At 66.3% G+C, this 26,233-nt stretch carries 29 protein-coding genes, 1 tRNA gene and 3 pseudogenes; 13 read left to right on the top strand and 20 right to left on the bottom strand.

Annotation, left to right across the window (positions count from 1 at the left end; genetic code table 11):
- The 3 genes from LRS12_RS04240 to LRS12_RS04230 all read right to left on the bottom strand — a co-directional run bounded on the left by LRS12_RS04240 (position 1) and on the right by LRS12_RS04230 (position 1,203).
- A complete protein-coding gene (locus tag LRS12_RS04240; protein ID WP_257843468.1) occupies positions 1–522 on the bottom strand; it encodes a DUF2285 domain-containing protein in 522 nt (173 codons plus the stop codon).
- A gap of 40 nt (positions 523–562) precedes the next feature.
- The gene (locus tag LRS12_RS04235; RefSeq protein ID WP_141383962.1) at positions 563–784 is read right to left on the bottom strand and encodes a transcriptional regulator domain-containing protein; all 222 of its coding nucleotides are present in this window, start codon (positions 782–784) and stop codon (positions 563–565) included.
- Positions 785–930: 146 nt separating this feature from the next.
- Positions 931–1,203, bottom strand: a complete 273-nt coding sequence (locus tag LRS12_RS04230) for a DNA -binding domain-containing protein (protein WP_053555788.1) — start codon at positions 1,201–1,203, stop codon at positions 931–933.
- A 171-nt stretch (positions 1,204–1,374) separates the two neighbouring features.
- Between LRS12_RS04230 and LRS12_RS04225 the strand changes: the two genes are divergently transcribed.
- Entirely contained in the window at positions 1,375–1,602 is a 228-nt protein-coding gene (locus LRS12_RS04225) for a helix-turn-helix domain-containing protein (RefSeq protein WP_053555789.1), read from the top strand.
- A gap of 158 nt (positions 1,603–1,760) precedes the next feature.
- Here LRS12_RS04225 and LRS12_RS04220 read toward each other — a convergent pair.
- Positions 1,761–2,602 (bottom strand): annotated as a pseudogene (locus LRS12_RS04220) (DUF932 domain-containing protein).
- A 264-nt stretch (positions 2,603–2,866) separates the two neighbouring features.
- Here LRS12_RS04220 and LRS12_RS04215 point away from each other — a divergent pair.
- Positions 2,867–3,196, top strand: a complete 330-nt coding sequence (locus LRS12_RS04215; protein ID WP_257843467.1) for a hypothetical protein — start codon at positions 2,867–2,869, stop codon at positions 3,194–3,196.
- A 58-nt stretch (positions 3,197–3,254) separates the two neighbouring features.
- Here LRS12_RS04215 and LRS12_RS04210 read toward each other — a convergent pair whose 3' ends face one another.
- Complete coding sequence (locus LRS12_RS04210; protein ID WP_257843466.1) at positions 3,255–3,554, bottom strand: DUF736 domain-containing protein; 300 nt, start codon at positions 3,552–3,554, stop codon at positions 3,255–3,257.
- Positions 3,555–3,888: 334 nt separating this feature from the next.
- On the opposite strand from LRS12_RS04210, the gene LRS12_RS04205 reads away from it, so the two are divergent.
- Positions 3,889–4,719, top strand: a complete 831-nt coding sequence (locus tag LRS12_RS04205) for a DUF5677 domain-containing protein (RefSeq protein WP_257843465.1) — start codon at positions 3,889–3,891, stop codon at positions 4,717–4,719.
- Positions 4,720–4,827: 108 nt separating this feature from the next.
- Here LRS12_RS04205 and LRS12_RS04200 read toward each other — a convergent pair whose 3' ends face one another.
- On the bottom strand, positions 4,828–6,843 hold the full coding sequence (locus tag LRS12_RS04200) for a ParB/RepB/Spo0J family partition protein (RefSeq protein ID WP_257843464.1): 2,016 nt from the start codon (positions 6,841–6,843) through the stop codon (positions 4,828–4,830).
- A gap of 456 nt (positions 6,844–7,299) precedes the next feature.
- Between LRS12_RS04200 and LRS12_RS04195 the strand changes: the two genes are divergently transcribed.
- The 4 genes and pseudogenes from LRS12_RS04195 to LRS12_RS04180 all read left to right on the top strand — a co-directional run.
- On the top strand, positions 7,300–7,545 hold the full coding sequence (locus LRS12_RS04195; RefSeq protein WP_257843462.1) for a plasmid stabilization protein: 246 nt from the start codon (positions 7,300–7,302) through the stop codon (positions 7,543–7,545).
- The gene (locus LRS12_RS04190) at positions 7,542–7,964 is read left to right on the top strand and encodes a type II toxin-antitoxin system VapC family toxin (RefSeq protein WP_257843461.1); all 423 of its coding nucleotides are present in this window, start codon (positions 7,542–7,544) and stop codon (positions 7,962–7,964) included. Before LRS12_RS04195 ends, LRS12_RS04190 begins: the two co-directional genes overlap by 4 nt.
- A gap of 82 nt (positions 7,965–8,046) precedes the next feature.
- Positions 8,047–8,292, top strand: coding sequence for a hypothetical protein (locus LRS12_RS04185; protein WP_257843460.1), 246 nt, complete (start codon positions 8,047–8,049; stop codon positions 8,290–8,292).
- An 18-nt stretch (positions 8,293–8,310) separates the two neighbouring features.
- Positions 8,311–9,390: pseudogene (locus LRS12_RS04180) on the top strand (recombinase family protein); the annotation flags it as partial.
- Between the two features lie 69 nt (positions 9,391–9,459).
- Here LRS12_RS04180 and LRS12_RS04175 read toward each other — a convergent pair.
- Positions 9,460–9,717, bottom strand: coding sequence for a hypothetical protein (locus tag LRS12_RS04175; RefSeq protein ID WP_257843459.1), 258 nt, complete (start codon positions 9,715–9,717; stop codon positions 9,460–9,462).
- A gap of 249 nt (positions 9,718–9,966) precedes the next feature.
- Positions 9,967–10,043, bottom strand: a tRNA-Arg gene (locus tag LRS12_RS04170).
- Between the two features lie 79 nt (positions 10,044–10,122).
- On the opposite strand from LRS12_RS04170, the gene LRS12_RS04165 reads away from it, so the two are divergent.
- A complete protein-coding gene (locus LRS12_RS04165; protein WP_257843458.1) occupies positions 10,123–10,845 on the top strand; it encodes a queuosine precursor transporter in 723 nt (240 codons plus the stop codon).
- 61 nt (positions 10,846–10,906) lie between these two features.
- Complete coding sequence (locus LRS12_RS04160; RefSeq protein WP_257843457.1) at positions 10,907–11,311, top strand: hypothetical protein; 405 nt, start codon at positions 10,907–10,909, stop codon at positions 11,309–11,311.
- A 58-nt stretch (positions 11,312–11,369) separates the two neighbouring features.
- On the opposite strand, the gene LRS12_RS04155 is transcribed toward LRS12_RS04160, so the two are convergent.
- From LRS12_RS04155 to purS, 3 genes are read right to left on the bottom strand one after another with little or no spacing between them, the layout of a single operon-like run.
- Positions 11,370–12,071: a Crp/Fnr family transcriptional regulator gene (locus LRS12_RS04155; RefSeq protein ID WP_257843455.1), complete on the bottom strand. Its 702-nt coding sequence runs from the start codon at positions 12,069–12,071 to the stop codon at positions 11,370–11,372.
- 4 nt (positions 12,072–12,075) lie between these two features.
- On the bottom strand, positions 12,076–12,741 hold the full coding sequence (gene purQ / locus LRS12_RS04150) for a phosphoribosylformylglycinamidine synthase subunit PurQ (protein ID WP_257843454.1): 666 nt from the start codon (positions 12,739–12,741) through the stop codon (positions 12,076–12,078).
- Positions 12,738–12,968 carry a phosphoribosylformylglycinamidine synthase subunit PurS gene (gene purS / locus LRS12_RS04145; RefSeq protein WP_257843453.1) on the bottom strand — a complete coding sequence of 77 codons (231 nt, stop codon included), beginning with the start codon at positions 12,966–12,968 and terminating at the stop codon, positions 12,738–12,740. The genes purQ and purS overlap by 4 nt, the downstream gene beginning before the upstream one ends.
- 147 nt (positions 12,969–13,115) lie before the next feature.
- Between purS and LRS12_RS04140 the strand changes: the two genes are divergently transcribed.
- Entirely contained in the window at positions 13,116–13,265 is a 150-nt protein-coding gene (locus LRS12_RS04140) for a hypothetical protein (RefSeq protein ID WP_257843452.1), read from the top strand.
- Between the two features lie 135 nt (positions 13,266–13,400).
- On the opposite strand, the gene purC is transcribed toward LRS12_RS04140, so the two are convergent.
- From purC to LRS12_RS04115, 5 genes are all read right to left on the bottom strand, one after another.
- Positions 13,401–14,183 (bottom strand): phosphoribosylaminoimidazolesuccinocarboxamide synthase, encoded by a 783-nt coding sequence (gene purC / locus LRS12_RS04135; RefSeq protein ID WP_257843451.1) that lies wholly within the window; start codon positions 14,181–14,183, stop codon positions 13,401–13,403.
- A gap of 96 nt (positions 14,184–14,279) precedes the next feature.
- Positions 14,280–15,176: a DUF4349 domain-containing protein gene (locus tag LRS12_RS04130; RefSeq protein WP_257843449.1), complete on the bottom strand. Its 897-nt coding sequence runs from the start codon at positions 15,174–15,176 to the stop codon at positions 14,280–14,282.
- A 109-nt stretch (positions 15,177–15,285) separates the two neighbouring features.
- Entirely contained in the window at positions 15,286–16,155 is an 870-nt protein-coding gene (locus tag LRS12_RS04125; RefSeq protein WP_257843448.1) for a hypothetical protein, read from the bottom strand.
- A 101-nt stretch (positions 16,156–16,256) separates the two neighbouring features.
- Positions 16,257–17,057, bottom strand: coding sequence for a hypothetical protein (locus tag LRS12_RS04120; RefSeq protein ID WP_257843446.1), 801 nt, complete (start codon positions 17,055–17,057; stop codon positions 16,257–16,259).
- Between the two features lie 61 nt (positions 17,058–17,118).
- Positions 17,119–18,531 (bottom strand): tetratricopeptide repeat-containing protein, encoded by a 1,413-nt coding sequence (locus LRS12_RS04115; protein ID WP_257843444.1) that lies wholly within the window; start codon positions 18,529–18,531, stop codon positions 17,119–17,121.
- Positions 18,532–18,589: 58 nt separating this feature from the next.
- On the opposite strand from LRS12_RS04115, the gene parC reads away from it, so the two are divergent.
- The gene (gene parC, locus LRS12_RS04110) at positions 18,590–20,842 is read left to right on the top strand and encodes a DNA topoisomerase IV subunit A (protein ID WP_257843443.1); all 2,253 of its coding nucleotides are present in this window, start codon (positions 18,590–18,592) and stop codon (positions 20,840–20,842) included.
- 83 nt (positions 20,843–20,925) lie between these two features.
- Entirely contained in the window at positions 20,926–22,644 is a 1,719-nt protein-coding gene (locus LRS12_RS04105; RefSeq protein WP_257843442.1) for a bifunctional diguanylate cyclase/phosphodiesterase, read from the top strand.
- On the opposite strand, the gene LRS12_RS04100 is transcribed toward LRS12_RS04105, so the two are convergent.
- The 4 genes and pseudogenes from LRS12_RS04100 to LRS12_RS04085 all read right to left on the bottom strand — a co-directional run bounded on the left by LRS12_RS04100 (position 22,614) and on the right by LRS12_RS04085 (position 25,506).
- Positions 22,614–23,825 (bottom strand): CCA tRNA nucleotidyltransferase, encoded by a 1,212-nt coding sequence (locus tag LRS12_RS04100; protein WP_257843441.1) that lies wholly within the window; start codon positions 23,823–23,825, stop codon positions 22,614–22,616. The two genes, LRS12_RS04105 and LRS12_RS04100, sit on opposite strands and share 31 nt — an antisense overlap.
- Positions 23,822–24,423: pseudogene (locus LRS12_RS04095) on the bottom strand (CoA pyrophosphatase). Before LRS12_RS04095 ends, LRS12_RS04100 begins: the two are co-directional and overlap by 4 nt.
- Complete coding sequence (locus LRS12_RS04090) at positions 24,420–24,983, bottom strand: DUF1285 domain-containing protein (RefSeq protein ID WP_257843440.1); 564 nt, start codon at positions 24,981–24,983, stop codon at positions 24,420–24,422. Before LRS12_RS04090 ends, LRS12_RS04095 begins: the two are co-directional and overlap by 4 nt.
- A 40-nt stretch (positions 24,984–25,023) precedes the next feature.
- Positions 25,024–25,506: a GNAT family N-acetyltransferase gene (locus tag LRS12_RS04085; RefSeq protein ID WP_257845422.1), complete on the bottom strand. Its 483-nt coding sequence runs from the start codon at positions 25,504–25,506 to the stop codon at positions 25,024–25,026.
- Between the two features lie 93 nt (positions 25,507–25,599).
- On the opposite strand from LRS12_RS04085, the gene LRS12_RS04080 reads away from it, so the two are divergent.
- Complete coding sequence (locus LRS12_RS04080; protein ID WP_257843439.1) at positions 25,600–26,232, top strand: glutathione S-transferase family protein; 633 nt, start codon at positions 25,600–25,602, stop codon at positions 26,230–26,232.
- The last annotated feature ends 1 nt before the right edge of the window (position 26,233 follow it).

Raw genomic sequence — 26,233 nt, 5'->3', positions numbered from 1 at the left:
TCAGCGGATGCGGAGCAGCTTGCGGTAGTCGCCTTTCATCATGGCGATGCCATCACGGACCAGCCGAACCACAAACGACCGGGACGCTGACATTTTCCAGTCGCTCGCGGAGAGCTTGGTCGCGTCCTCGCGCCCCAGCTCGACCGCGATCTGGCGATAGGTTGCACCACCATCACGCAAATCAAGGGCGCGGAGGATCAGGTTTAGGCGGGCTAAGCGATAGGGTGTGAGCGGCCAGCCGCGCGGCAACGGTCCGGCCTCCCGGCCGAGCAACCGGCGATGGAAGCGCAACAGGCTGGCGATGCGGGTAACGAAGTCCCGGTCGAGCGGGACGATAGCGGCGAGCGGTCGGCCGGGGGTCGGGTCACGCAGCCATAACCGATGCTCGCCGGCTGCGTCGGCGACGATGACGTGGCGCCCGTCGATCCCCGCCAGGTCCGCGAGAAGCGCGCCGAGCGAGTGCGGATCGACCGGCTGAGCGCTCGCAAATCCGTCCGGGGCCGCGTCGAGAATGACCGTCACGGCGGACAGTTCCGGACGCCAGATGATGGGGTCGGTCAGGTCATCGGGCGCCGTGGCGAAAGGATAACCCCCAGCGCCGCGCGAACGCCGACTCGGCGGCGTTCTTCGCGACGGCGCCGCTCGCGATGCGCTGCTGCATCTGCGTATATTCGGCGCGATAGGTGCGGTTTCGTCGAAGAAACTCGGCGGCTATGTCGGCGCGCCCGAGCGCGTCGGACAGACCGCCGGCGCGTCGCTGGCGACGCCCAGGCGGCGTCGGCATTTCATCCTCCCAACCGCGCTCCGCGCGGATTTCGGTGGATGGAGCATCAGCGGCGTCGCTTCGCCGCGATAGCGCGAACATTGCGCGCAGCCATGTCGGCTGCGCGGCTGAGTCAGCAATGAATTGCTGCCGAATCTGCTGAAATCCTAACCTTTTAACGGCTGTTCGCAGCCGAGCAGATGCGCGTAGCCGATCTCCGTCATCCACCTTGCGCGCGCAAGATGGCTCTCATGCATCGCCTTCGCCCGATCGGGTTCGGCAGTCACGTCGATGCCGAACACCGACGCAGCCGCCTGACGCCAATCCGCCCCTTCGGCATCGGCATCGAGGAGGCGCAGATAGTCGGCAAGGTGGCTTTCGTCGTATGGTGTGAGTTGCGCCGCCTCCGGCACGCGGTCCTCGAATTGACATCTGCTCATGGCGTGCCCCGTCATGTCCCCCGGTTAACCAACCTAGACCAAATCCGTCCTTCGGTTATGCGCAAGTCCCGCATCGTTCAGTGCACCTATCGCCGCGATGGTGAGCGCCCGTAAGACGATACACCTTATATGAGATAAACCGCATAGGGTGTATCGTCCAGTTTGCCGCGCATGGACATGCGCCGCCTCGTGGGATTGAACTTTGCCAGGCTGAGAAAGGATAAGGGCTTTACCCAGGAGCGCTTTGCGGAGACGTCGGGCTTTACGCAGCAATATGTCAGCGATCTGGAGCGGGGCCGACGTAACCCGACTGTTGTCACCTTGTTTCACCTGGCCTCGGCGCTTGGCGTCACGCCCGCCGATCTGGTGGCCGAAGTCGACCCGTCCGAGACTGACTAGCTTCGCCGAACTCGAGCGCGAGCCGGGCGCCAGCCCGGCGAGCGCGATTGCGGCCGCGCGAACCTTGGGACGCGCGGCCGCTGCCGATCTGGCGCAGCAGATCGGCGCAGAACGGCGAAGCCGCAGGGCCGGAGCTCCGGCCCTGCGGTGGCGGATGGTCAGGCGGCCTTGAGGCGCTGCATCCCCTCGGCCAGCGTCCAGAGCGCGCGGTTGAGCGTCACGTTCTGGTCGATGCCGTTGATGGCGCGAGTCTGTGCGCGGCGTATGCGACCCTCGGCGTTGCGCTTGCGACCCTGCAAACCGCCCCGAACGACATTCTCCTGAATGACGTTGAACGTGGTCCACAGGCTGTCGCCAACGTCCTCGCGGCGGCGCGGCTCGATGATCTGTTCGGGCCGCAACGGGCTTTCGTCCTCGCCATAGCGGGCAACCAAGCTCACCTCGCCGAGCAACCGGCGCTCGTCCTCGGACAGCCGAACAGCCTTCATCGCTTCGCTGGCGTCGATCAGCCGGGGAAATCCTCGGCAACGGTATAAACGCCCTCGATGATGTCGTCCTGAATGTTGCCCTTGTGCGGCACGCGGACTTCCTCGAAGCGCTCGCCTGCGATCATGCTGTTGGTGCAGACGAAGCGCAGCATGCCAGCGAACATCTGATAGGCGCTGGTCCCGTCGTGGCTGTTGACGACGATGACCTCGGCGGCCTCGGGCTTGCCGATGCCCTCGTCCCGGCGCAGACGCAGCATGTGCTTGGCGTGGCCGTGGCGGCTGCCGTCGCGCGGCACCGACTGAACGGCGAAGAACGGGAACCATCCTTCCCGGCGCAGCCCCTCGACGATGTCGATGGTCGGCACATAGACGTAGCGGTCCGAACGGCTGTCGTGCGCCTCGCGGGCGAAGATCGACGGGACGTGCCGATAGAGCGCCTCATTGTCGAGCGGCTCCCGCCCGCTGATCTGATGGGCATTACGGCCGAACCGGGTGGCAAGCTGATAGTGCATTCTGACCTCCTTGGGCTTGGGTTTCCGCGCAGCGGAGCGCCGCGCTGAAACCCTGCCCGTCGGCGAGACCGGGGGTGCAACCGGAGTGGGCGGCTTCGCGGGGAACCGGCTGCACGGAACGCGCTCGCGCGTGGAGGAAGCTGGGCGGAAGCGCTCCGAAGGGCGCTGGGGGCAGCGCCCCAAGCACCGCGCCGGCCAAGGCGCCAGCAAACAGTTCTTGCCATTTGTTCTTGTTTTGATCCAAACGAGCCGCAAGGAGTCGGTATGAGCATCACGATCACAGGACAGCCCGGCCAGCGCATCGCGGTCGCTGGCGACATCACCAAGACGCTGCGAGTTCCATATGACGAGGCGGAGGGGCGCTTCCTTCTAGCGGCGAGTGACGGTTCGCTGATCGAAGGCCGCCTCGAAGTCGAGGAAGAGCGCGTCGATTTCCGGGTCGTGGTGGACGGAGCCGGCATCTCGCGGATCGGTCCAAGCGAGCTGACGCTGGATTGGGCGGTCGAATGGGTGACGATCGCACCTTATGACGCTGGAGCGCTGCACGAGCCACGCCGGATGCCGCTGCCGCTGTTCGATTCGTTGCCCGGCTAGTGACGGTATGGCGACAAGAGAAGCGCCCCGCTCCGTTCGAGCGGGGCGCTACGTCGCGTCAACGGGACCAGATCAGCGCGTATTCGCCGGAAGTCTCGGACTCCGAGAGAGTGGCATAGACGGGAGCCGGGAAGCTCGGATCATCCAGCTTGACGGAGATGTAGTCGCGACCTTCGCGGCTGGTCTTCTTCCAGGCGGCGCCGATGTCCATCGCTCCGGCGCTGATACGGAAGTCCGGGGACTTCTCGCCGTCCTTTTCAACCGGGCGAAGGGTGGCTTTGGTGCTGAGGGTGAGCGTCTTGATGACGCCGGTGAACTCGCCCTTGGCGTTGGCGGTAAAGGTGCCGATGGTAGCCATTTCGTAATCTCCTGCTTGCTCGGACCGCGCCCATCGCGGCCTCGATGGCGTTTCGTCGGCCGGGGACGATCGTCCGCGCACCCGAAGGGCCACAGCGAAGCGGAGGAAGGCGGAGCGCCGCTTTTTTGCTTCGCGATGCAAAGCCGCAGGCGGCGGAAAAAAGCGGCGCTCCGCCCTTGCGGGAAGGCGAGCGGCTCCGGCAGACCAGCCATTGGAGAGGCCGTTGGGCAGCCGGGCTACGAATAGCAGGACAGGCGCGACGACCGTCGCACACGGCGCGGAGCGCAAAGGCGATCAACGCTCATCATTCCCGCGAAGATGCTACGCCGGTGCGATGACGAATCACGGCAGCCAGCAGGAAGACCGGGACCCTCGCGAGGGCTTGGCAGAAGAAGGATTGCTCTCGCCCCTGATCGAGGACTGGCGGACGATCTACATCGAGAACTATGCGCCGTGGTTCGCGCTGGCGCGGGACGTCAATCGTTACGCCACCTGGCTTTTCCAGGAACATCAGGATGCCGGCAATGGCGGGCCGGCCAACGCACAGGCTCCAACGGCGGTGCGCATGTACGGGCGTGCGATGAACGCGTTCGCGGCTTCTGTCATGCTGGCCGAGCGCGGCATGGCCATTGAAGCGGCGGGCGCTGTGCGAGCGATCTATGAAGTGGGATTCTGGCTGAGCCTGCTCGCCACCGATCCGCTTAAAGCGCTCGAAGCGCTGGAGATCGACGAGCACGACAACGCGATCCAGCGGGAGCTGCTCTTGCGCGAGGAGCATCCCACGGACGCCGCCCTCATCGCGGCGTCGCTGAAGCGTCAGGAGCATCACGCCGCAAAGCTCGCCAAAAGGAAGAGTCTCAGCGTCAAGAAGATTGCCCAGACCATGCCGAAGCGGTCGGGCTATCTCGAATATCGGCTGGTCAGCGCCTTCTACGGCCATCTGTCCAGCAACAGCCTCGATGGCCTAAAGAAGAGAAACGGCAAGGGTGGCGTGACCAATATTCTGGGTCCGTTCGAATTGGAGATCCCCAAGGCGCTGTCCTTCGCACTCGATGCGATGCTTCGATCCACCCGCTATTTCGAAGTGATGATGAAGGAAGGCCGACAGCCCAACCGTCTGGAGGCGGCCGCACGCACCCTGCTGGAACTTCAGGCCGCTACCTGATCGACCGCTTCGCCATGGGAAAAGCGGCGGCGCGCAACCAGCGCGCCGCCGCGATTTTCGGTCGAAGGAAAAGGCCGGGACCGCTTGCGCAGCCCCGGCCCAATGCCGCTATTCGGCAGCGACGGCATAGGACGCTTCGCCATCCTCCGCTCCGGCATCGGCGGCCTCCGCTTCCGGCTCGGTCGTCCGCAGTATGGCGGGAAGCCAGCCGCTCCCAGCCAGAAGCTGCTCGGCGGCTTGCGCCATGTCCGGCTTCTTCATGTCCGCGATGCGTCGGGCGGCGTCCTCCGACACGCCTTCGGCTACGGCCTCCACGATATGCGCCTTGGTGACGCGGCCAAGGTAGCTGTCCACGGTCGGCGTCCAATCCTTCGCCACATCCAGCGCCAGCGCGGTCGCCAGCCGATCCGCGGTTTGTAGCGAGCGGGGCTTGCGGTCCCACGGCAGACGCAGGGCGTTGACGGTGCGCGACGCGCAATGCGCCAGCAGCGCCAGCCGCTTCTCGTCGTCCAGCCCGACGATGAAGGCCCACAGGTCGGCCACATCACGCGGCATCCGCTCGGCCCAAACCTCGCGGGCCTCGTTCGCCTTTGCGGCAAGCGGGGTATCCTCGATCCCATCCGCATGGCTGCTAAGCGGCGTCACGGTCGGACGAACCTCAAGGCAACCGGCCTCGGCGTAGCTGTAGAAAAGTTGCGCCGTGAGCGTGTGGGTCAAGGCGATCAAAGCCAGATCGGGCCGCTCGCCAAGGGCAACGCGCAAGGCCAGCGTCCGGTGGGCGGACAGGTCGCGGGTGAGGCTGTCGGAAATCGGCTTGCCCGGTTCCTCGTCCTCTTCCTCGATTTCCCGTTCGTCCTCGTCGCCATCCTCGGCCTGTTCGTCCTCCACGGCCTCCGGGTCGATGGCTTCACCCACACCCTCGGGCTGCGGATCGGCCAGCGCCTCGTCTTCGGGCCGGGCGAAACCGCGCTCGAGACGAGGAACGCCGTCATGGTTCAGCACCACGAACACGCCGCCATGCGCGATCACGTTGGCGTCGTAGGCATGACGCTTGGCCGAAATAGCATCGATCTCGTCGGACACCGCCTCCAGCTTCGCCGCCACGTCCTCGGGCATCTCGTCATAGGACGAATAGCCTTCGGCAAGCTCGTCATGCTCGGTGGACAGCGCCTCCAACCGCGCCTCGTCCTCGTCGGACAGGGCGATGGTCTGCGGATAAAAGCGCCGCATCCCGTGGGCGTGGGGATAGTCGATATGCGCCTCGGCCCATTTCCAGCCCTCGGACAGCACGATCCCGGCGATCTCGCGCAGCTTCTCGATGGCGAGCATGTCGAGCAAGCCCGCATCCTCGAAGAACCCGCCCCGGTCCTCGCTGAACAAATCGCGGATGATGTTGCCGCCCGCCTCGACATAGGCGTCGGCCCCGACGAACACCGCGCGGCGATCATCGGCGGGCACGTTGGCGGCGGTCATCTCGCGGCGGATGATCCAAGGCTCGCGGTTGTGATGCAGCCCCTCGAACACCTGCTCCTGCCGGGCATGGTCCTCGGCAATGGCGAAGGCCATCAACTGGTCCAAGGTCAGGCCATCTTCGCGATAGACCTGCAACAGCTTCGGGCTAACAGCGCCAAGGCGAAGCCGCTGCTTTACCACGCCAGCCGACACGCCGAACCGCGCGCCGATCTCTTCCGCGCCCCAGCCCTTGCCGTCCGCAAGCTCGCGGAATCGCTCGAACTGGTCGGCGGGGTGCATCGGGGTCCGGGTCACGTTTTCGTCGAGGCTGATTTCCGACGGGTCGTTCTGCGTGTCCAGCCAGCAGCGCACCGGTTCGGATTTCTTGCACTGCTTGCGCTTGGCGCGCAGCAGCATCGCCAGCCTGCGGCCCTCGCCAGCGGTAACGAAATAATTGCCGGTCGGCGTCCCGTCGTCCTTGGTTTCCGGCTCCACGACGAGATTCTGGATCAGCCCCTTATGCTGGATCGAAGCGGCCAGCGCCTCGATAGCGGCCTCCCCATGCGGCACCTTGCGGGCATTGCGCGGGGACTTCTTGAGCTTGGCGAGCGGCACGAAGATTTCGACGCCCGACACAGGCTCGGCGGCTACGGTTTCGGTAACAGCGTTCATCACACTTCTCCTAAAAACCACACTCACCCCGGAATGGGGTGGGCGGCGAAGAAGCGACCGGCAGGCCCGCCGGCGGAGCCGGGCAGCATCCGCAGGACCGCAACGCAGTGGAGGACGCGCCAACAGCGCGTTGCGGCCCGGCGCGGCGGGCCTAGAGGGAAGCGTCGCCCACCCCATCGACGGGGAGAGAAACGACCAACGGCGATCGGGCCGGCGCAGCCCTGGCCCGATCTCCGCAGACGGGAACGACTACAATCCGCGCGGCGGATTGCCCGAACGGCGCGCGAGCGCCATTCCGCCATGTTGATCGTCACCCGGCAGGGACGAGACCCGTTAGGGGCTCGGTCGGAGCGCAGCGGAGATAGAGCGGCGGTCCCGCAGGGAGGCGCCACCCCTGAATCTTGCAATTTCTCGCTTCATCGCCTAATATGCAGTCAATGACTTATGGAGATGCGTATGGCAGTTATGACGATCCGAAACATCGACGATGCGATCAAAAATCGTCTGCGCCTGCGCGCTGCGATGCACGGCCGGTCGATGGAAGATGAGGCCCGGGACATCCTGCGTTCAGCGCTCTCGACCGAAATCCCGCGGCCTCGCAATTTGGGGCAGGCCATCCATGAAAGGTTCGGCGCGCTGGGCGGCGTCGATCTGCCTGAACTGTCCCGCGAGCCTATCCGGGCGGTGGACTTCGGCCAATGATCGTTCTCGACACAAACGTCATTTCCGAGCTTATGCGGCGCGAGCCTAACCCGAGGGTCATGGCGTGGATCGCCGAGCAGCCGATGGCGGGCGTATTCACGACAACGCTGACGCAAGCGGAAATCTTCTACGGCCTGGCATTGCTTCCCGAGGGACGCCGCCGCGAGGACCTGCTAGCCGCCGCGCGCCCCATGTTTGACGTCGATCTTGCCGGGCGCGTGCTGCCGTTTGATACCGACGCGGCCAGCGCCTATCCAGAGATTGCCGCCGGGCGGAAACAGGGCGGCAAGCCGATCAGTCAGATCGACGCGCAAATCGCCGCTATCGTGCGCTCACGCGGCGCGCGACTGGCGACTCGCAATGTGCGCGACTTCGCCGAGTGCGGGATAACGGTCGTCGATCCGTGGGGCGAAGCATGACACCCGTCGCCGCACGTCCCTATCTGCGCTACGCCGCGATGAAACCTTTGTGCGAGGTGCGGACACGCGGCAGCGTGTCGAGATGGCCCTTCCTCGCAAAGTCCGTCGCCGCACGCCTCGTCGCTGGGCCGAAAGCCCGGATGACCTGCACGACTACACCAACTGCGTTGCACCGCGCCGGGCTTCGCGTCGGCCGCGCGAGGATGACGGGCCGATCGTCGTCACCGACGACTGGCCGGAGCAGATTCCGATCGGCGACGCCGAGCTGCGCGCGATCGAAGGCCATATGCGGCAAGAGCTGGATAAGCTGTTCGGCCCGCTGCCGTGAAGGGAGGAGTGAAGCGTGATGACCGGCGCCGCCCCGCGACGAGATGAGGATGAGGCGCCGGTCGTGGCGACCGCCCGTGCCGCGCTCTACCTGCGCGTTTCGACCGGCCGGCAGGCCGAGAGCGACCTGTCGATTCCCGATCAACGCCGCCAGATTGAAGGCTATTGCTTGGCGCGAGGTTGGGAAGTCGCGGCCGAGTTCGTCGAGCCGGGCAATACCGCGACCGACGATCGCCGACCTGCCTTTCAAGCCATGATCGACGCGGCGATAACCAAGCCGCCGACGTTCACCGTCATCGTGGTTCACAGCTTCTCACGGTTCTTCCGCGACCAGTTTCAGTTCGAGTTCTACGTCCGCAAGCTCGCGAAGAACGGGGTGAAGCTCGTCTCGATCACGCAAGACCTGGGCGACGATCCGATGAGCATCATGATGCGCCAGATCATGACGCTGTTCGACGAGTATCAGTCGAAGGAGAACGGCAAGCACACGTTGCGGGCGATGAAGGAGAACGCCCGGCAAGGCTTCTGGAATGGCGCGCGGGCGCCGATCGGCTATCGCGTGGTTGCGGCCGGCGAGCGCGGCGCGAAGATCAAGAAGAAGCTGGAGATCGACCCGATCCAGGCCGAGACGGTGCGGCGCATCTACCGGATGGCGCTGAACGGCGTCGATAATCGGGGACCGATGGGCCTCAAGGCCATCGCGAGCTGGCTCAACGAGAACAACATCCGCACCCGCGACGGCGGGCGCTGGGGTTTGGGCGCGGTCCATCAGGTGCTCACCCGCACGACCTATATCGGCCAGCATCGCTTCAACACTCGCGATCACAAGACGAGGACGCCGAAACCGGAAAGCGAGCACGCCGTCATGGAAGTGCCGGCGATCGTCTCGGAAGCCGAGTTTGAGGCGGTCCAGCGCTCGCTCAAGGCGCGCAGCCCAAAGATGATGGCGCCGATGGCGGTGGGCGGCCCGACGCTGCTCACCGGCATCTGCTTCTGTGCGTGCTGCGGCGGCGCGATGACGCTGCGCACCGGCACCAGCAGCGTCGGGCGCGAGTATCGCTATTATACCTGTTCGACGAAGGCGCGGCAGGGCGCCACCGGCTGTCCCGGCATCACCGTTCCTATGGATCGGCTTAATGAGGCCGTGGTCGATCATCTCGAAGCGCGGCTACTCGACCCGGCGCGGCTCGAAGCTCTGATGAATCAGATCCTCGAACGCCGCGACGAGTGGGTGAATCAGCGCCGCGAGCATGTCGTCGATCTTGAGCGACGCGCGACCGAGGCGGAAGCCAAGCTTAAGCGGCTTTACGACGCGATCGAGAATGGCGTCATCGACGTAAGCGATCCGTCGCTCAAGGATCGCATCGCCGAGCTGACCGCGACGCGCGACCAGGCCAAGGGAGATTCTGAGCGCGCACTTGCCCATATCGTGAAGATCGGCCCGGCGATCACGCCGGAGAGCCTGCGCGCCTTTGCAGCCGCCCTGAAAAAGAAGCTGCGGAACGGCGACGGCACTTTCGCCCGCGATCAGGTGCGGGCGGTCGCCCAGCGGGTCGAGGTGGTCAGCCGGAAAGAGGTCCGTATTCGCGGCCTGCGCAGCGAGCTGCTCCGAACGCTAACCGCCGCCTCTGGCGTAGAGGCGGCGGTGCTAGGCGTTCGTGCCTTTGAACCGAAATGGCGCGCCCGGCAGGATTCGAACCTGCGGCCCCAAGCTTAGAAGGCTCGTGCTCTATCCAACTGAGCTACGGGCGCGCGTGTTGCTGCCGTTAGCGCGGATTGCGTGGGCGGGGAACTGGCATCATAGTCCGCGCGGTCAATCAGGGGGGCAGGCATGAGCGACGGGGCGGCGCCGGTACGGATCAATGCGGGTCAGGTCGCGGGCGGGCATTTCCGTTACTACGACTATGTGATGGCGGCGTTCTGCGTCATCCTCGTCCTGTCCAACGTGGTGGGCGCGGCAAAGGTCGCGACGCTCGGTGGCCTGACCTTCGGCGCGGGCATCCTGTTCTTCCCCTTGTCCTATGTGATCGGCGACGTGCTCACCGAAATCTATGGCTATGCGCGCGCGCGCCGGGTGATCTGGGCCGGATTCGCCGCGACCTTCTTTGCCGCCCTGATGTGCTGGGTGATCGTCGCGATGCCGCCAGCCCCCGGCTGGGAGGGGCAGGAGGTCTATGAGGCCGCGTTCGGCCAGGTATGGCGGATCGTCGGCGCATCGATGATCGCCTTCTGGGCGGGCGAATTCGTCAACTCCTATGTGCTGGCACGGCTGAAGCTGCGCACTCAAGGTCGGCATTTGTGGCTGCGCACGATCGGGTCGACCGTGTTCGGTCAGGGTGTCGACAGCCTGATCTTCTACCCGCTCGCATTCCTGGGCGTGTGGACGACCGAACAGGTGCTGGTCGTGATGGTCACCAACTGGGGGCTGAAGGTGTTGTGGGAGGTCGTGCTGACCCCGGTCACCTATGCCGTAGTCGGCTTCCTCAAGAAGCGCGAAGGGGTGGATGTGTTCGACGAGGGCACCGACTTTACCCCTTTCCGCACCAAGGTTTGACGGATCGCAAAGCGCGCGCGGGATAACCGACGCATCGTCGCTCTCAACAAGGAGACCGACGATGAACATGCCGCTTCACCAGACCGCTTTCGCCGATGCGACCGCGCTGCCCCGTGCCCGGGGCGCGCATGTGTTCGACCTGCATCCCGCGCTGCATATCGGGGTGTTCGCCGGCTTCTTCGCCTATCTCGGCATCATGTGGGCGGCGTTCGGGGAGAAGGGGCTGGTGATCCCCTTTGCGATCTTCGCCGTGTTCCTTGCTGGCGCATTCATTGTCCCGGCCTGGTGGGCGCGCGTCGCACCGGGTGAGGGGCGCGCACCGAGCTTTGCCGATTTCATGGCGCAGGGTCTGCAGACGGGGACCGGCCATCTCAGCGCAGGCGGCGCGATCGTCCAGGTCATGATCATGCCGGTGATGCTGATGGTCTGGGGCCTGATCGTCGCTGCATTCCGCTTTGCAGTCTGAACCTCGAACCCTCACCTCACAGCGGGCGAACCGATGGTTCGCCCGCGCTTTTTTCGGTTCAGCCCTCAGCGAGCGCGTCGAGCGCGGCGCGGTCGCGGATCACGATGCCGTGGCTGCCCTGTCGCATGATGACGCCAGCAGCTTCCAGTCCGGTCAGCGTCCGGCTCACCGTCTCGATCGTCACGCCCAGCAACTGCGCCATCTCGCCCCGCGTCAGCGGCAGGTCGAAGCTCTCGGCATTATGGCACGGTGCGGGGCTGGCCGCGCGGGCAAAGGCGAGGATCAGCGCCGCGACCCGCCCCTTGGCCTGACGCTTGGAGATCAGGTCGATCAGCGCGCGGCTCTCGTTCAGCTCGCGGCTGACTTCGGCGAGCAGGCGGCGGGCCAGCGCGGGGCGGGTGTCGCTTAGCGCCTCGACCCGCGACGCAGGGAACAGGCACGCCTCGCATTCGGTGAGCGCGGTGACGTGCAATGTCGCGGTCGGTGCGAACAGCTGGCCCAGCATCCCGGCGGGGTGGACCAAAGCGACGATCCGTTCGGTCCCGTCGCGGTCGATGGTCGACATCTTCGCCGCGCCGCGGGTCAGCGTCGCGCAGACCGTGGCGCTGTCGCCCGCCGCAACGATCGTCTCGCCGCGCGCATAACGGCGGTGGTGTCCGATCCGGGCAAGCTCGCCGCGATCCTCGGGCGACAGCGCAGAGCAGACGGCGCGATCGGCGACCGGACAGGTGTCGCAGACGATCGGGGCCGGGCCGCTCATCCCCTTACATCACCGCTTCGAGCAGCCCTTCGAACAGGCGGCGGCCGTCGGTGCCGCCATGCGCCGCTTCGACCTTGCGTTCGGGGTGCGGCATCATGCCCAGCACATTGCCGCCGCCGTTGACGATGCCCGCGATTTGCCGTGCGCTGCCATTGACGTCGCTGGCGTAGCGGAACGCGACGCGGCCCTCGCCTTCGATCCGGTCGAGGGTCTCGGCATCGGCGAAGTAATTGCCGTCATGATGCGCGACGGGGATAGAGATCGTCTCGCCCGCATCATAGCGGCTGGTGAAGATCGACTGGCTGTTCTCGACCGTCAGCGCGACGTCGCGGCACACGAAGTTGAGGCCGGAGTTGCGCATCAGCGCGCCGGGCAGCAGACCGGTTTCGGTCAGCACCTGAAACCCGTTGCAGATACCGATCACCGGCACGCCGCGATTCGCCGCATCAACCACCGCGCGCACCACTGGCGAGCGCGCCGCAATCGCGCCGCAGCGCAGGTAATCGCCATAGGAAAAGCCGCCGGGCAGCGCGATCAGGCCAAGGCCGTCGGGCAGGTCGCTCTCGCCGTGCCACACCATGTGGGGCTTGGTCCCGGTCACGCTCTCGATCGCCACCGCCAGGTCACGGTCGCAGTTCGATCCGGGAAAGACGATGACGGCGGTCTTCATGCCTTTTCGATCCGGTAGTTTTCGATGACGGTGTTCGCGAGCAGCTTGCTGCACATCGCGTCGATGTCCGCGTCGCTGGTATCGTCGGCAACGTCGAGTTCGATCAGCTTGCCGACCCGCGCCTCGCCCACGCCCGAAAAGCCGAGCGAGCCGAGCGCATGCTCGATCGCCTTGCCCTGTGGGTCCAGCACGCCGTTCTTGAGGGTGACGACGATGCGCAGCTTCATGGGTGTTCCTCCGGGGGATTTGCCGCGCCCTATGGGCCGATGCGCGCGGCTCCGCAAGATTTCATCGGCCATTTACCGCGTTGTGCGACACTCGGCCTCGCCGAGTCGCCGCCGCGGGGGCGGGCCTTGGCGTGGAGTAAGGGCGTAATGGCATTTCTGGCGATCACCCTGTTCGTCGCGCTGGCGGCATTCGGCAGGGACTATTTCGGGTGGAGCGATCCGAGCGGACAGATTCAGATCGCGCTGATCTGTTCGTTCATCTTCGGCATCATCGCCGGGCTGAAGGCGAAGGGGTAAGGCGACCTTTTTTTGGTAGGCGGTACCGGCCCGCTCCCCCACCCGGCCACCCATCGGCAGGATATTCTGGAATGGGTGGCCGGGTGGGGGAGCGGGCCGGTACCGGTTCAGCGCAGCTGAACACAAAGCAAAGGCTTACTTCCCGCGCTTCTTGCGGTGCGTCTCGAGGTCCAGCACCGCCGAATCCGCGCCTTCGGGCAGCAGTCCCAGGCGGCGCGCGACTTCCTGATAGGCTTCGACTTCCCCGCCCAGATCGCGGCGGAACCGGTCCTTGTCGAGCTTCTCGCCGCTGGCCATGTCCCAAAGACGACAGCCATCGGGGCTGATTTCGTCGGCCAGGATGATGCGGGCATAGCCGTTTTCGTCGAAGATCCGCCCGAATTCGAGCTTGAAGTCGACCAGCCGGATACCGATCCCCGCGAACAGGCCCGACATGAAATCGTTCACGCGGATCGCCATGTCGGCCATGTCGTGCAGCTCTTCCTGAGCGGCCCAGCCAAAGCACAGGATATGTTCGTCGGTGACCAGCGGGTCGCCGAGCGCGTCGTCCTTGAAATAATATTCGATGATCGTGCGGGGCAGCGGCGTGCCCTCCTCGATCCCCAGCTTCTTGGCCAGCGATCCGGCCACGACGTTGCGGACCACGACTTCGATCGGGACGATCTCGACCTGCCGAATCAGCTGCTCGCGCATGTTCAGGCGGCGGATGAAGTGCGTCGGGATGCCGATATTGCCGAGCAACGTGAAGATATGCTCGGAAATCCGGTTGTTGAGCACGCCCTTGCCGTTGATCGTGCCCTTTTTCTGGGCGTTGAACGCGGTCGCGTCGTCCTTGAAATACTGGATCAGCGTGCCGGGTTCGGGGCCTTCATAGAGGATCTTGGCCTTGCCCTCATAGATCTGGCGGCGGCGTGCCATGCGGAGTCCTTCAGAAACGCGGTGCCCCGGCGGCACGGTCGCGCGTCGCCGGGGCTGTAGGGGCGGGCCTATATCGGAAGCCAGCCCTGCGTGCAATCAATCGCTGGTCGGCGGAATGACCGGTTTGCGGCGTCGGCGCCAGCGCATTCCCAGCCAGATCAGCGGACCGAACACCAGCACCCATGGAGCCAGAACGATGACGATAGTCAGCAACCCGCGTAGCCCGATCAGGAACAGGCTTCCCGAATCCGCAAATGTGTCGCCAAGCTGCGCGCCGAACCCGCCCGCTTCGGCCGCCTGTGCGTTGTAGCCGATCTCGATAGTGGAGAAGGCGACCCGACCTTTCAGCTCGGCGAGCCACGCCTTGCCCTGATCCAGCTCCTCCTGCGCTTCGGCCACCGCGCGCTCGGCGGCGACGAGGTCGGCAACGCTGCCCTGCCGTGTGCGCAGGATTTCGGTGAGGCGGCTGACCAGCAATTCGCGTTGGCGGATGCGCGCCTCCGCGTCGACCATTTGCTTGGACACGTCCTCCGCCTCGATCGCGGTGTCGACCGGGCGGCCGCCCTTGTCCGACGCGGCCTTGTTGAGCGAATCGAGGAAGGCGCGCGCACTCTTGCTCTCGACGCGCAGCTTCAGCGTGCCCTCGCCGCGCTCGGCCTCGCCGCCGGATCGCTGCAGCCCGCCGACCTGACAGCGCGCCGCCCCCATCTTGTCGCACAGCGTGACATGCGCCTGTTGCAACGCCGGGATCGCGTCGCCCGGAAGGCGGTACCCGACCCGGTAGATATAGGCGATGCGGGGCAGGGTGACGGCGATCGGATCGGTCGCCGCCCCGGGTGAGGCGGCGGCGTCCGGCTTCGCCTCCATCGGCTCGGCGGCGGCATCGGCGGTAACCATCCGCTCCTCCGCCACACCCGATTGACTGGCCTGTCCGCAGGCTGCGAGCAGCGCCAGTCCCAGCAGCATCGGCGATCGCGTCCACATCCGGCTCATCGGCATCCCTCCAGCGACGTCGGCGCCTCACTCCGGCGCTGGCGATATCACACCATGAAGGAGGGAATTGAGCAATGCCCCATTTCTGCCACAATCTGACGCCGTCGATTCAGCCCGGATTGTCGTCCCGATTGAACCAGCGCTGGATCGCGTTGCGCCGCTCGGGTTCGCCCTGCTCGCGATAGGGGTCGTCATCCTCGTTGGTCGCGGGGGCGGGCGCGCCACTGGTGCCGTGGATCAGCAGGCGCAGCAGCAGCACCGCGACCACCATCAGCAACAGCCAGGGGCCGACCGACGCCAGCACCTGGGCAATCCCTGCGGCGGAATTAACCAGCTTGTCGCCCGCGTCACGGAAGCTGGCGTCCGCCGATCCGTTCAGGCCGGGGGCGGGGGTGCCCGAGGCATAGGTGATCAGCACCGGCGCGGTCGCCATCGTCTCGCCGCTATCGGCTTCCGATTCGGCGATCACGTCGAGCGCGGTCTGCAGCCGCCGCGCACGCTCCTGCTGGACCGGATCGTTGCTCGCCTGCGCATTGGCGAGCTGTTCGCGCAGCCGCCCGACCAGCGCGTTGGAGCGCGCGGTCGCGGTTGCGTCTGCCCCCGCGATCTCGGTTTCGACCAGCGCGCCGCTGGCACCGACCACCACCTTGGTCGCGGCCTCGCCGAAATTGCGCGCGACGGCGGGATCGATGCGGAAGGTGAGCGTCGCGGCGATCCGGTTCGCCTCATCGACGCGATAGCGCAGCGACAGGATGCGGCAGCGTGCCGGGCCGAGCTTGTCGCAGCCGGCCGCGTGCGATTCGACCACTGCCTTCACATGGTTGCCCGGTACCTTGTACGCATAGCGATAATCGAACGCCCCGCCGGTCGCGGTCAGCGCGGCCACGGCTTCGCTGCTGATCTTGTCCGAATCCTTTTTGGGCGCGGCCTCGCACCCGGCCAGCACCAGCGCGGCGACAATCAGTGCACCGAATCGCATTCGAATCCCCCCTGCGAAATCGTTCCGCCGACGATAGGGCTTTTGGTAAACGGCCGGAAGGGCGCGCATCCTGCGTGGTCCCGAATCGGGAAGCTGTCGGGTCACTCCTTCGGACACCCCGCGAAATGCCGGGTGAGCAGCGCCTTCCACGCCGCATCGCCCCGCGGCAATTCGGCCTTTAGCTGGAGCCGAAAATCGGCATAGCCGTCATGGTTGGGGCGGCCCCATTGCACATCGACGATGTGGCCTTCGCGCGCGTCGATCCAGATCGGCCCGCCGCCCTTGTCGCCGAATGCCGGGCCGGCGACGTCAAAACGCAGCGTGTTGCGGTCCAGATGGCGTTCGGCGCTGACGAACGTCGCTTCGGCCTTGCCCAGCCAGCGCAGGAATTCGTCAGGCCTGGATGGATCGGTCCAGACCAGCGCCATGCCGAATGAAAAGGGTGCCCGCTGCGGCCCGCGCGCGACCAGCGCCGCGCCCAATGTCGCCAGGTCATAGTCGTAGAGGTGCCAGGGCCGGTCGGGCGCGTCGATGCCCAGCTCGAGCTTCCGGTCGCCGAGATCGAGGCTGATCGCGATCCGCTTTGCCGCGCCGTCATGCGTCATCACCCCGATCGTCCGGCTGGTCGCGCCCGGCGCGAGGCGCCCGGCGATCAGCTTCGACGCCTCGCCGGTCACCGGGTCGACATGGGCGGTGACGAACGCCGCGCCGGTGCAGCGCGCGCGCATCTTGTACACCTCGATCCGGTCGGGCGCGGCGCGGTGGACATAGATCTGTTCCTCTTCGCCACCCGCGATGTTCGATCGCTGATAGTGAAAGGTGCGTCCGGTTTCGTCGGGTGCGGGTCCCGCCGCTGCCGCCCCGCCTTGTCCGGCCAGCGCGACCGCCATGATCCAGCTCATGCTTACCCTCCTGTATTGTTCATATAATACAGTGGGCGGCGCTTGTCACGCGCACCGAGCCTTACCGACCCGCACCCAATGCCCAGTTCGCGCCGACTTGACCGGTAAACACCGGCCTGCGGCGACGCAGCTCATTCTGTGCGAGCGGGCTGAAGTCGCGGTATCGCGCCATGCGCGCAACGGTCCCGCGCGCGGCGATCCGGTAATGATAGCGCAACTGCGCCAGCCGTGGCGGGCGCTGGGCGTTCACGATTCGCGTCATCAGCGCATGGCCATCGATCCGGGCGGGATCAGCGGCCTCCAGCAGGTCGAGCGGTTTGAGCATCGGCATGGCGAGTTCGAGCGCCTGGCCTGCCCGGCCATCGACCAGTGCCGCTTCGGCGGCGATTGCGCGGCACCGCGCGCTCGCGATGCCGATCCGACCGCCGCTTTCGAGACCGCTGATGCAGCGTTGCCCTTCGCGCAGCGCATCGGCCCGGCGTCCGGCGCCCAGCAGCGCGGCGGCAAGATCACCATGCACGGCCAGCGTGCGGGGGTGGGTGGCCCCCAATCGACGGCTGCGGCGCTGCGCCAGTTGGACCAGCACGCGTTCGGCGCGCGCATGGTCGCCGATGCGCGTCGCCAGACGGGCGAGGATGATGTCCGAATCGGTGATGTCCGGAAATTCGGCTAGAACGATCTGATCGCGGGCGTGCAGGTCGCGTTCCGCTGCGATGGCGGCGTTGAGAAAGCGGATTGCCTCGTTCACCTCGTCCATGCCGAACTGCGCGCCGGCGATCCTGGAATAGGCGATGACGAACTCGGTTCGCGGTGCCTCCCGGTCGTGCTCCAGCCGCGCGAGAAACCGGCGAAAGGCGGCGTCCGCGCGCTCGAAATCGCCCGTTGCCTGCAGCGTTTCGCCCAAGAGCAGATCGAACCGCCGGACCAGGAAGAAGTTCGATCGCGCAATGCTCGCGCGGAACCGCTCCATCGGGATCAGCACTTGCTGCGCAGCAACCGCCTTATCCTGAAACAGCAGATTATTGGCGTATCGCACCGTCGCGACGAGATGCTCGTTCGATCCCGCGCCGTAAACCTGGACGTACAGGGGCAGGATCCTCGCGTGCAGACGCTCGGCCTCGTCCCAGCGTCCCAGCCCGTCCAGCGCTGCGGCGAGGTTGCGATAGGCCGAGGCGCGCTCTTCTGCGGACAGGTGCGGGGTGCGGTCGGCGATCTGGACCGCACGGCGTGAAAACGCCTCGCCGCGTGCGAAATCGGCAATATCGTTGGCGATCTTGCCGCCGGCGCGAAGCAGGTCGAAGCAGCGATCGTCTGTCGGTCGAGTGGCTTCGCACCGCGCAATCTCTGCCGCGGCCATTGCAAGCGCACCCTGGAGATCGCTCTTGCCATAGGCGTATTCGAGATTTTCGGGGAGCGGCCAGCGCTGAACCGGGGCCGCGAGCGCGGTGCCGGAAATCGGCGGTATCGCGATCAACAGCGCTGCAATGGTTCCGCTATTGTTTCCCCGGCACAGTGACCTAGTAAGTCCAGCCATGAGCGACACCCGTAGCGACCCCGATCCCTTTGACGCCATCGTCGACGCCCCCTTCGATTCGGCTCTGTCCGAACGCTACCTCGTCTATGCGATGTCGACCATCACCGCGCGCTCGCTGCCCGATGTGCGCGACGGGCTGAAGCCGGTGCACCGTCGCCTGCTCTGGGCGATGCGCGGGCTGCGGCTCAACCCGAACGAAGCATACAAGAAATGCGCGCGCGTCGTCGGCGACGTGATCGGTAAATATCACCCGCATGGCGACCAGTCGGTCTATGACGCGATGGTCCGCCTCGCCCAGACCTTTGCATTGCGCTATCCGCTGGTCGACGGGCAGGGGAATTTCGGCAATATCGATGGCGATAATGCCGCCGCGTACCGCTATACCGAGGCGCGGCTGACCCAGGTCGCGATCGACCTGATGGACGGGCTGGACGAGGACGCTGTCGAGTTCCGCCCGACCTATAATGGCGAGGATCACGAGCCGGAGCTGTTTCCCGGCCTGTTCCCGAACCTGCTCGCCAATGGCGCCAGCGGAATCGCGGTCGGCATGGCGACCAGCATCCCGCCGCACAATGCCGCCGAGCTGATCGACGCCGCGATCCTGCTGATCGACCAGCCCAATGCGAGTGACGCGCAGGTGCTGGAACATGTGCGCGGCCCCGATTTCCCGACCGGCGGCATCGTCGTCGACACCCCGGCAGCGATCGCCGAATCCTATGCCACCGGACGCGGCAGCTTCCGGGTGCGCGCCAAATGGGGACTTGAAGATCAGGGGCGCGGCACCTGGCAGATCGTCGTCACCGAAATCCCGTACGGGGTGCAGAAGGGCAAGCTGATCGAGCAGATCGCAGCGCTGATCAATGACAAGAAGCTGCCGATCCTCGCCGATGTCCGTGACGAATCCGACGCCGAAATTCGCATCGTGCTGGAGCCGCGCGCGCGCACCGTCGATCCCGACACGCTGATCGAAAGCCTGTTCCGGCTGTCCGACCTTGAGGTGCGCGTGTCGCTCAACCTCAACGTCCTCGACCATACGCGCACGCCACGGGTGATGAGCCTGCGTCAGGCGATCGCCGCCTGGGTCGACCACCAGTTTATCGTCCTGCGCCGCCGCAGCGAACACCGGCTGCAGAAGATTGCCGACCGGATGGAGCTGCTCGACGGGTACATCATCGCCTTCCTCAACCTCGACCGGGTGATCGCGATCATCCGCACCGAGGATGAGCCCAAGCCGGTGATGATGGCCGAGTTCGAGCTGACCGACCGCCAGGCCGAGGCGATCCTCAACATGCGGCTGCGCGCGCTGCGCAAGCTGGAGGAAATGGAGCTGCGCAAGGAGCGCGAGGCGCTGGCCAAGGAACAGGCCGAGCTTGAGGCGCTGTTGTCGAGCGACGCGCGCCAGCGCACCCGGATGAAGCGCGACCTGACCAGGGTGCGCGACCGCTATGGTCCCGAAACCGCGCTCGGCGCGCGGCGCACGCTGGTGGCCGAAGCGGCACCCGCGCGCGAAATTCCGCTGGAAGCGATGATCGAGCGCGAGCCGATCACCGTGATCCTGTCCCAGCGCGGCTGGATCCGCGCGATGAAGGGCCATGCCGAGCTGGCGAGCGCCGATACTGCGAAGTTCAAGGAAGGCGACGGCCCGCTCATCGCCTTCCACGCCCAGACGACGGACAAGCTGCTGCTCGCCGCCGAGAATGGGCGCTTCTACACGCTGGCGGCCGACAAGCTGCCCGGCGGGCGCGGGTTCGGTGAGCCCGTGCGCCTGATGATCGATCTGGATGGCGGAACCGGCATCGTCGGGCTGTTCCCGGCGAACGCGGCGCCGAAGCTGCTCGTCGCCGCAACCGACGGTCGCGGTTTCCTGGTCAAGACCGAGGACGTGATTGCCGAAACGCGCAAGGGCAAGCAGGTGGTGACCCCGCGCAGTGGTGCGATGCTCAAGCTGGTCAAACAGGTCGGGGCCGAGGATGATTATGTCGCGGTGATCGGCGACAATCGCAAATTGCTGGTGTTCCCGATGACCGAACTCGCCGAACTGGCGCGCGGGCAGGGGGTTCAGCTGCAACGTTATCGCGATGGCGGGCTGTCGGACGCGATCACGTTCCGCTTTGCCGACGGCCTGAGCTGGCGGATGGGCGGTGACCAGGGGCGGACGCGGACCGAATCGGACCTTGCCCCATGGCGCGCCGCGCGCGGGGCGGCCGGGCGGATGCCGCCGGTCGGGTTCCCGCGCGATAACCGCTTCTAATTTCGGGAATAGATTGGCGCTCTATACGCGGAATCGGGGCTGGCCCTTCAGCACCGCTTAACCAAATGCGCCTAACCCCTTGAATGATGCTGTTGTCGCGCCGCCGGAAGGACAAGCCAGTCCCCGCGCCCGTCCCTGTGACGGGTGAGGATGCGCGCGCGCTCGGCCCATCGGGCACCGCTCAGACGTTGAATTTGCTTCCGATTCCCGCTGCAGTGGTGGAGCGGAACTCAAGCGGCCTCGTCTTCGAATCGGTCAATCGCCCCTTCCGCCTCGCCGGGCTGGGCACCACCGCCGACCATTCCCCGGTGATTCGCCAGCTTGGCGCGCGAATCGCGAACTTCCTCGATTCGGACACGAATGATTGCGAGTTTGACTGGGAGCTGGGCGACACGGTCGATGCGCGCTTCTTCCGCGTGCGGTTCGCGCGCCGCAGCACCGAGCGGCAGAACGGCCGTTGCCTGGTCACGCTGATCGATCACACGTCCGAACTGCGCACCCAGCGCAGTCTTCGGCGAGAAATGCTGACCGACAGCCTCACCGGCCTGCCCAACCGCGCAGGATTTGGCGAGGATCTGGAGTCGGAGATCGAGCAGAGCGGGATCGATCGATTCGCCATCCTCGTCATCAATCTCGACCGGTTCAGCCGGATCAATGCGTGCATGGGCGGCCTTGCCGGCGACGAACTGCTGATCTCGGTCGCGCGCCGGGTAAAGGGCGCGCTGCGCGGCCATGACGTGCTGGCGCGCACCGGCGGCGACGAATTCGCGATTCGCCTGGAGCTGGACGAGGGGATTCAGGACGCGCTGCATGTCGCCAAGCGCATTCAGAACGCGCTGACCACCCCGTTCCGCCTGTCGGATTTCGAGATCCGCGTCGATTGTGCGATCGGCATTGCGATCGGAGAGGTCGAGCGCGGCGATGCCGAAGAACTGATCCGCCACGCCCAGTTCGCGATGAAGCGCGCCAAGAAATCGGGTCGCACCGAAATCTATCAGACCCGGGCGTTTGACGTGGTTCGCCAGGAATTCAGCATCGAGACCGAGCTGCGCCGCGCGATCGACAACGGCGCGCTGGCCCTCAATTTCCAGCCGATTTGCGACCTCGCGTCGGGCAAGATCGTGTCGTTCGAGGCGCTGGCGCGCTGGACGACCGAGAGCGGCATCGCCCTGTCCCCGGTCGAATTCATCCCGGTTGCCGAGGAATCGGGCCTGATCGTTCCGCTCGGCCGCTGGGCGATGCATGAGGCCGCCCGCGCCATGGCGGTGTGGGATGCGCGCGCCGGCGGCGACTGCGGAGTCAAGGTCGCGGTCAATCTCTCGGCGATCCAGCTCCAGCGCGACCAGATCGCGCCGATGGTGCAGGCCGCGCTCGAGGCCAATGGCGTCGATGGCAGCAAGATCACGCTCGAACTCACCGAAAGCGCGCTGGTCACCGATCCCGATCGGATCGCCCAGACGATGCAGGCGCTGAAGGATCTCGGCACCACGCTGGCGATGGACGATTTCGGCACCGGCTATTCCAACCTCGCCTATCTCCAGAAACTGCCGATCGACGTGCTCAAGATCGACCGCAGCTTCGTGTCGGGGATGCTTGCCGACCGCGACAAGGTGGCGATCGTCCGCGCGATCCTCAGCCTCGCCCAGGCGCTCGGCATGCAGACGACCGCCGAGGGGATCGAGACCAACGAACTTGCCCAGACGCTCGCCGCGCTGGGATGCAACTATGGGCAGGGCTTCCTCTATTCGCGCCCGCTCTGCATCGACGCGGCCTATTCGCTGCTGGTCGAGCGCAACGCCTGATCCGTCACCGCGTCGGCGATCTGCTCGACGCGCGCCGCATCCGGAAAGCCTTCCTCGATCCACTGGCTCTCGACCGCGCGCAGCGCGCGCGCGACGTCCGGCCCCTTGGTCAGCCCGCGCTGGATCAGCGCACCGCCGGCAAGCGGGAGTCGCGGAATTTCCCAGTCGATCAGGTCGCGCGCGGCCGCCACCGCGTCCTCGGCGTCGAACAGGAACAGTCGGTCGATCGCCTCGTCGCGGCCGAGGCGATAGGCGGCGGCGCGGGGAGCACCGAACAGGTCCGCGTCGGTCGCAGCGATCAGCCTTTTGCGCTGGGCATTCGAGAGCTTGAGCCGCCCGCCGACCGATTCGGCGATGCTTGCGTCGGCGGGGAGCAAGGCGGCGAGGCGGCGGATCGGGTCCGCCTCAATTCCCGCTTCAGATTCGAGCGCTTCCACTCGTGCGAACCGCTCAACCGACGCGATTTCGGGTAGCACCGGTCGAAAAATGCCGCGCTCCAGCATCAGCGCGATCACCCGCACCGCGTCCTTCGCGACCATCAGCTTGAGCAACTCGTCGGCGATTCGTTCGCGCGACAGGGCCATCAGGTCGTTGGCGCGCGCGGTGCAGGCATCGAGCGACGCCGCGTCGGGGCTGTCCCCGAACCGTGCGAGGAATCGGAAGAAGCGCAGGATACGCAGATGATCCTCGGCGATGCGGCGCAGCGGATCGCCGATGAAGCGGACGTGCCGCGCCGCGAGATCGGCGCGCCCGCCGAAATAATCGAAGACTTCGCCCGTATCCGGGTCGGCGTACAGCGCATTGATCGTGAAGTCGCGCCGCGCGGCGTCTTCCTTCCAGTCATCGGTAAAGGCGACGGTGGCGCGGCGGCCATCGGTGGTCACGTCGCGACGCAGCGTCGTCACCTCGACCACCGTCCCGCTGCTGACTGCGGTAATCGTGCCATGCACGATGCCGGTGGGTATCACCTTGATCCCCGCGCGTTCCAGCCGCCGCATCACCTCTTGCGGATCGAGCGGCGTCGCGATGTCGAGGTCGGAGACGGGGATGCCGAGCAGCGTATCGCGCACCGCGCCGCCGACCACGCGGGCGTTGCCGGTCCCGAGCGCGGCGGTCAGCCGGTCGAGCCCCGGCCAGTGCCGCCACGGCGCATCGGGCAGGGTCAGACCATCCGGTTTCATGTTAGCCATTTCAGCCGCCGCGACAGATTGACCAGCATCGCCGCCGTCGCCCCCAGATCCGGAAATCCTGCCATAGAATCTCGTAGAAATGCCGGTCGCGCCCTTGCCACTCGACGCTCGACTGCAGCTGGTTGGCGGGGTCGAGCACATAGTCGAGTGGCGCTTCGAAGATCGCCGCGACCTCGCCCGGCTGGGGCGTCAGTACCAGATCGGGCGGGATCACCGCGACGATCGGCTGGACCTCGAACCCGGTGACGGTGCGATAGCGGTCGGCCAGCCCGACCAGTTCGACCGAATGTGGATCGAGCCCGATCTCCTCGCGCGCTTCGCGCAGCGCGGCAGCGGTCGCATCGGCATCGTCGGCGTCGATCCGCCCGCCGGGAAAGGCGACCTGCCCGGCATGCCGCCGCAGCGTGTCGGTGCGCTGGGTGAGGATCAGGCCCGGGCGGGGCCGGTCGGTCACCGCGACCAGCACCGCAGCAGGCACCGGTACGCCGCCCGCCGCCGCAGGTTCGTCGAGCACATCGCCGACGATCAGCTCGGGCCGATGGTCATGCTCGGCGTCGAGCGCCACGCGCAACCGTTCAGCCAGCGTCATGCCTGGGCCATCGCGAAGAACTCGCCGTCGCTCCAGATGCCCGGCGGGTTCGAGCCATTGTCCAGCGCCAGTGCGGCCAGCTCATAATAGACCGACCGTGCAACCAGCGCCTCCAGCCCGCGCCGGACATGGAGATAGGGGTGGGGGCCGTCGTCACGCTGCTCGAACCGCAACCGATGGTCCGGTCCGGCGGGGATCAGATCGCCCGTATTGAGCCGGAACGCGATTCGTGCGGTCTCGCCCGCGCCCTCGACCTTCATCTCGACCGCGACAAACGGGGCATCCTCGACATCGATGTCGAGCTTTTCGACCGGGGTGACCAGCACATGGCGGCCATCCGGCTCGCGCCGCAGGATCGACGCGAACAGCCGCACCATCGCCGCCCGTCCGATCTGCGACCCCTGATGATACCATGTCCCGTCGCGCGCGATGCGCATGTCGCTATGCCCGCAATGCGCGGGGTTCCAGCTGTCCACCGGGGGCAGCTTCTGTTCGTCGGCGAGCCGCGCGATCTCGGCGAGCGACAGGCTGGCGAGGTCGGGAGGAGGCGTCATCGGCATTGGAAATCCCGTAGGCGCTTTCGACGGCCCCGGTAAAGGGTCAGCGGCGCGGCCCGATCATTCCGGCACGATCCGGCGCGGGTCCGCGCGCGAGCAGGCGGTCGCGCTCGAACGGGCCGGGCAGTCGCCATGCCCCGGTATGCGCCGCGTCGAATCCGAACTGCGCATAATAATCGAGGTCGCCGATCAGCATCAGCACGGCGTCGCCTGCCTGCTCGATGGCGCGCCACATCAGCCCGCGACCGATGCCGACATTCTGTCGTTCGGGCGACACCGCGACCGGGCCGACCAGGATCATGGGCGTGACGCCGCCATCGTCGCCGGCCAGCTCGACCGGCCAGCACTGGATGGAGCCGACCAGCGTCCCCGCTTCGACCGCCGCGAAACTGAGGTCGGGAACGGCGCTCACCCCTTCGCGCAGGCGATAGGCGGTGCGGCCATGGCGGTCGGCACCGAACACCCGGTCGAGCAGATGTTCGACCGCGTCGGAATAGACGTCGCACAGGGGCACCAGCTCGAACAGGGCAATCTCCAGCGGCCCGGGGGATGGACGCCGGGGGCGCGCGCCTTTAGCCCCGAAACGAAACCCGGCATAGCGGAATATGGGAGACCGGCGATGAAGCTCTATGACGCGCCCTGGGCACCCAGCCCGCGCCGGGTACGCATCTTCCTCGCCGAAAAGGGCATCGAGGTGCCGTGCGAGGCGATCGACCTGCGCACCGGCGAGCATCTCGCCGACGCCTATCTGCGTATCAACCCGCGCGGCGCGGTGCCGGCGCTCAAGCTGGATGACGGCGAAGTGCTGTGCGAATCGGCAGCGATCTGTCGCTATTTCGAGGCACTGCACCCCGAGCCGGCGCTGTTCGGGCGCACCCCCATCCAGATCGGGCGCATCGAGAGCTGGACCCGGCGAATCGAGGGCGATGGCTATGCCGCCGTGGTCTATGTGCTGCGCAACACGGCCCCCGCGTTCAAGGACCGCGCGATCCCCGATGCCGGGCTCAGCGTCGCGCAAATTCCCGAACTCGCGGCACGCGGCGCGATCATGTGGGAGGGGTTCGTCGAGGCGATCGACGCGCGGCTCGCCGACCGGCCGTGGATCGCGGGGGACGCGTATAGTTTCGCCGACATCACCGCATTGGTGACGATCGATTTCGCGCGTGCGGCGAAGCTGGCAGTGCCCGAGCAGCTCGCGAATCTGCGTCGCTGGCATGAAACGGCGAGCGCGCGGCCCAGCGCGGCGGCCTGAC

This window comes from Sphingomonas sp. J344 (assembly GCF_024700005.1).
Lineage (GTDB): Bacteria > Pseudomonadota > Alphaproteobacteria > Sphingomonadales > Sphingomonadaceae > Sphingomonas.
Note: the sequence above shows the minus strand (reverse complement) of the source record. Positions and strands in the feature narration are given on the sequence as shown.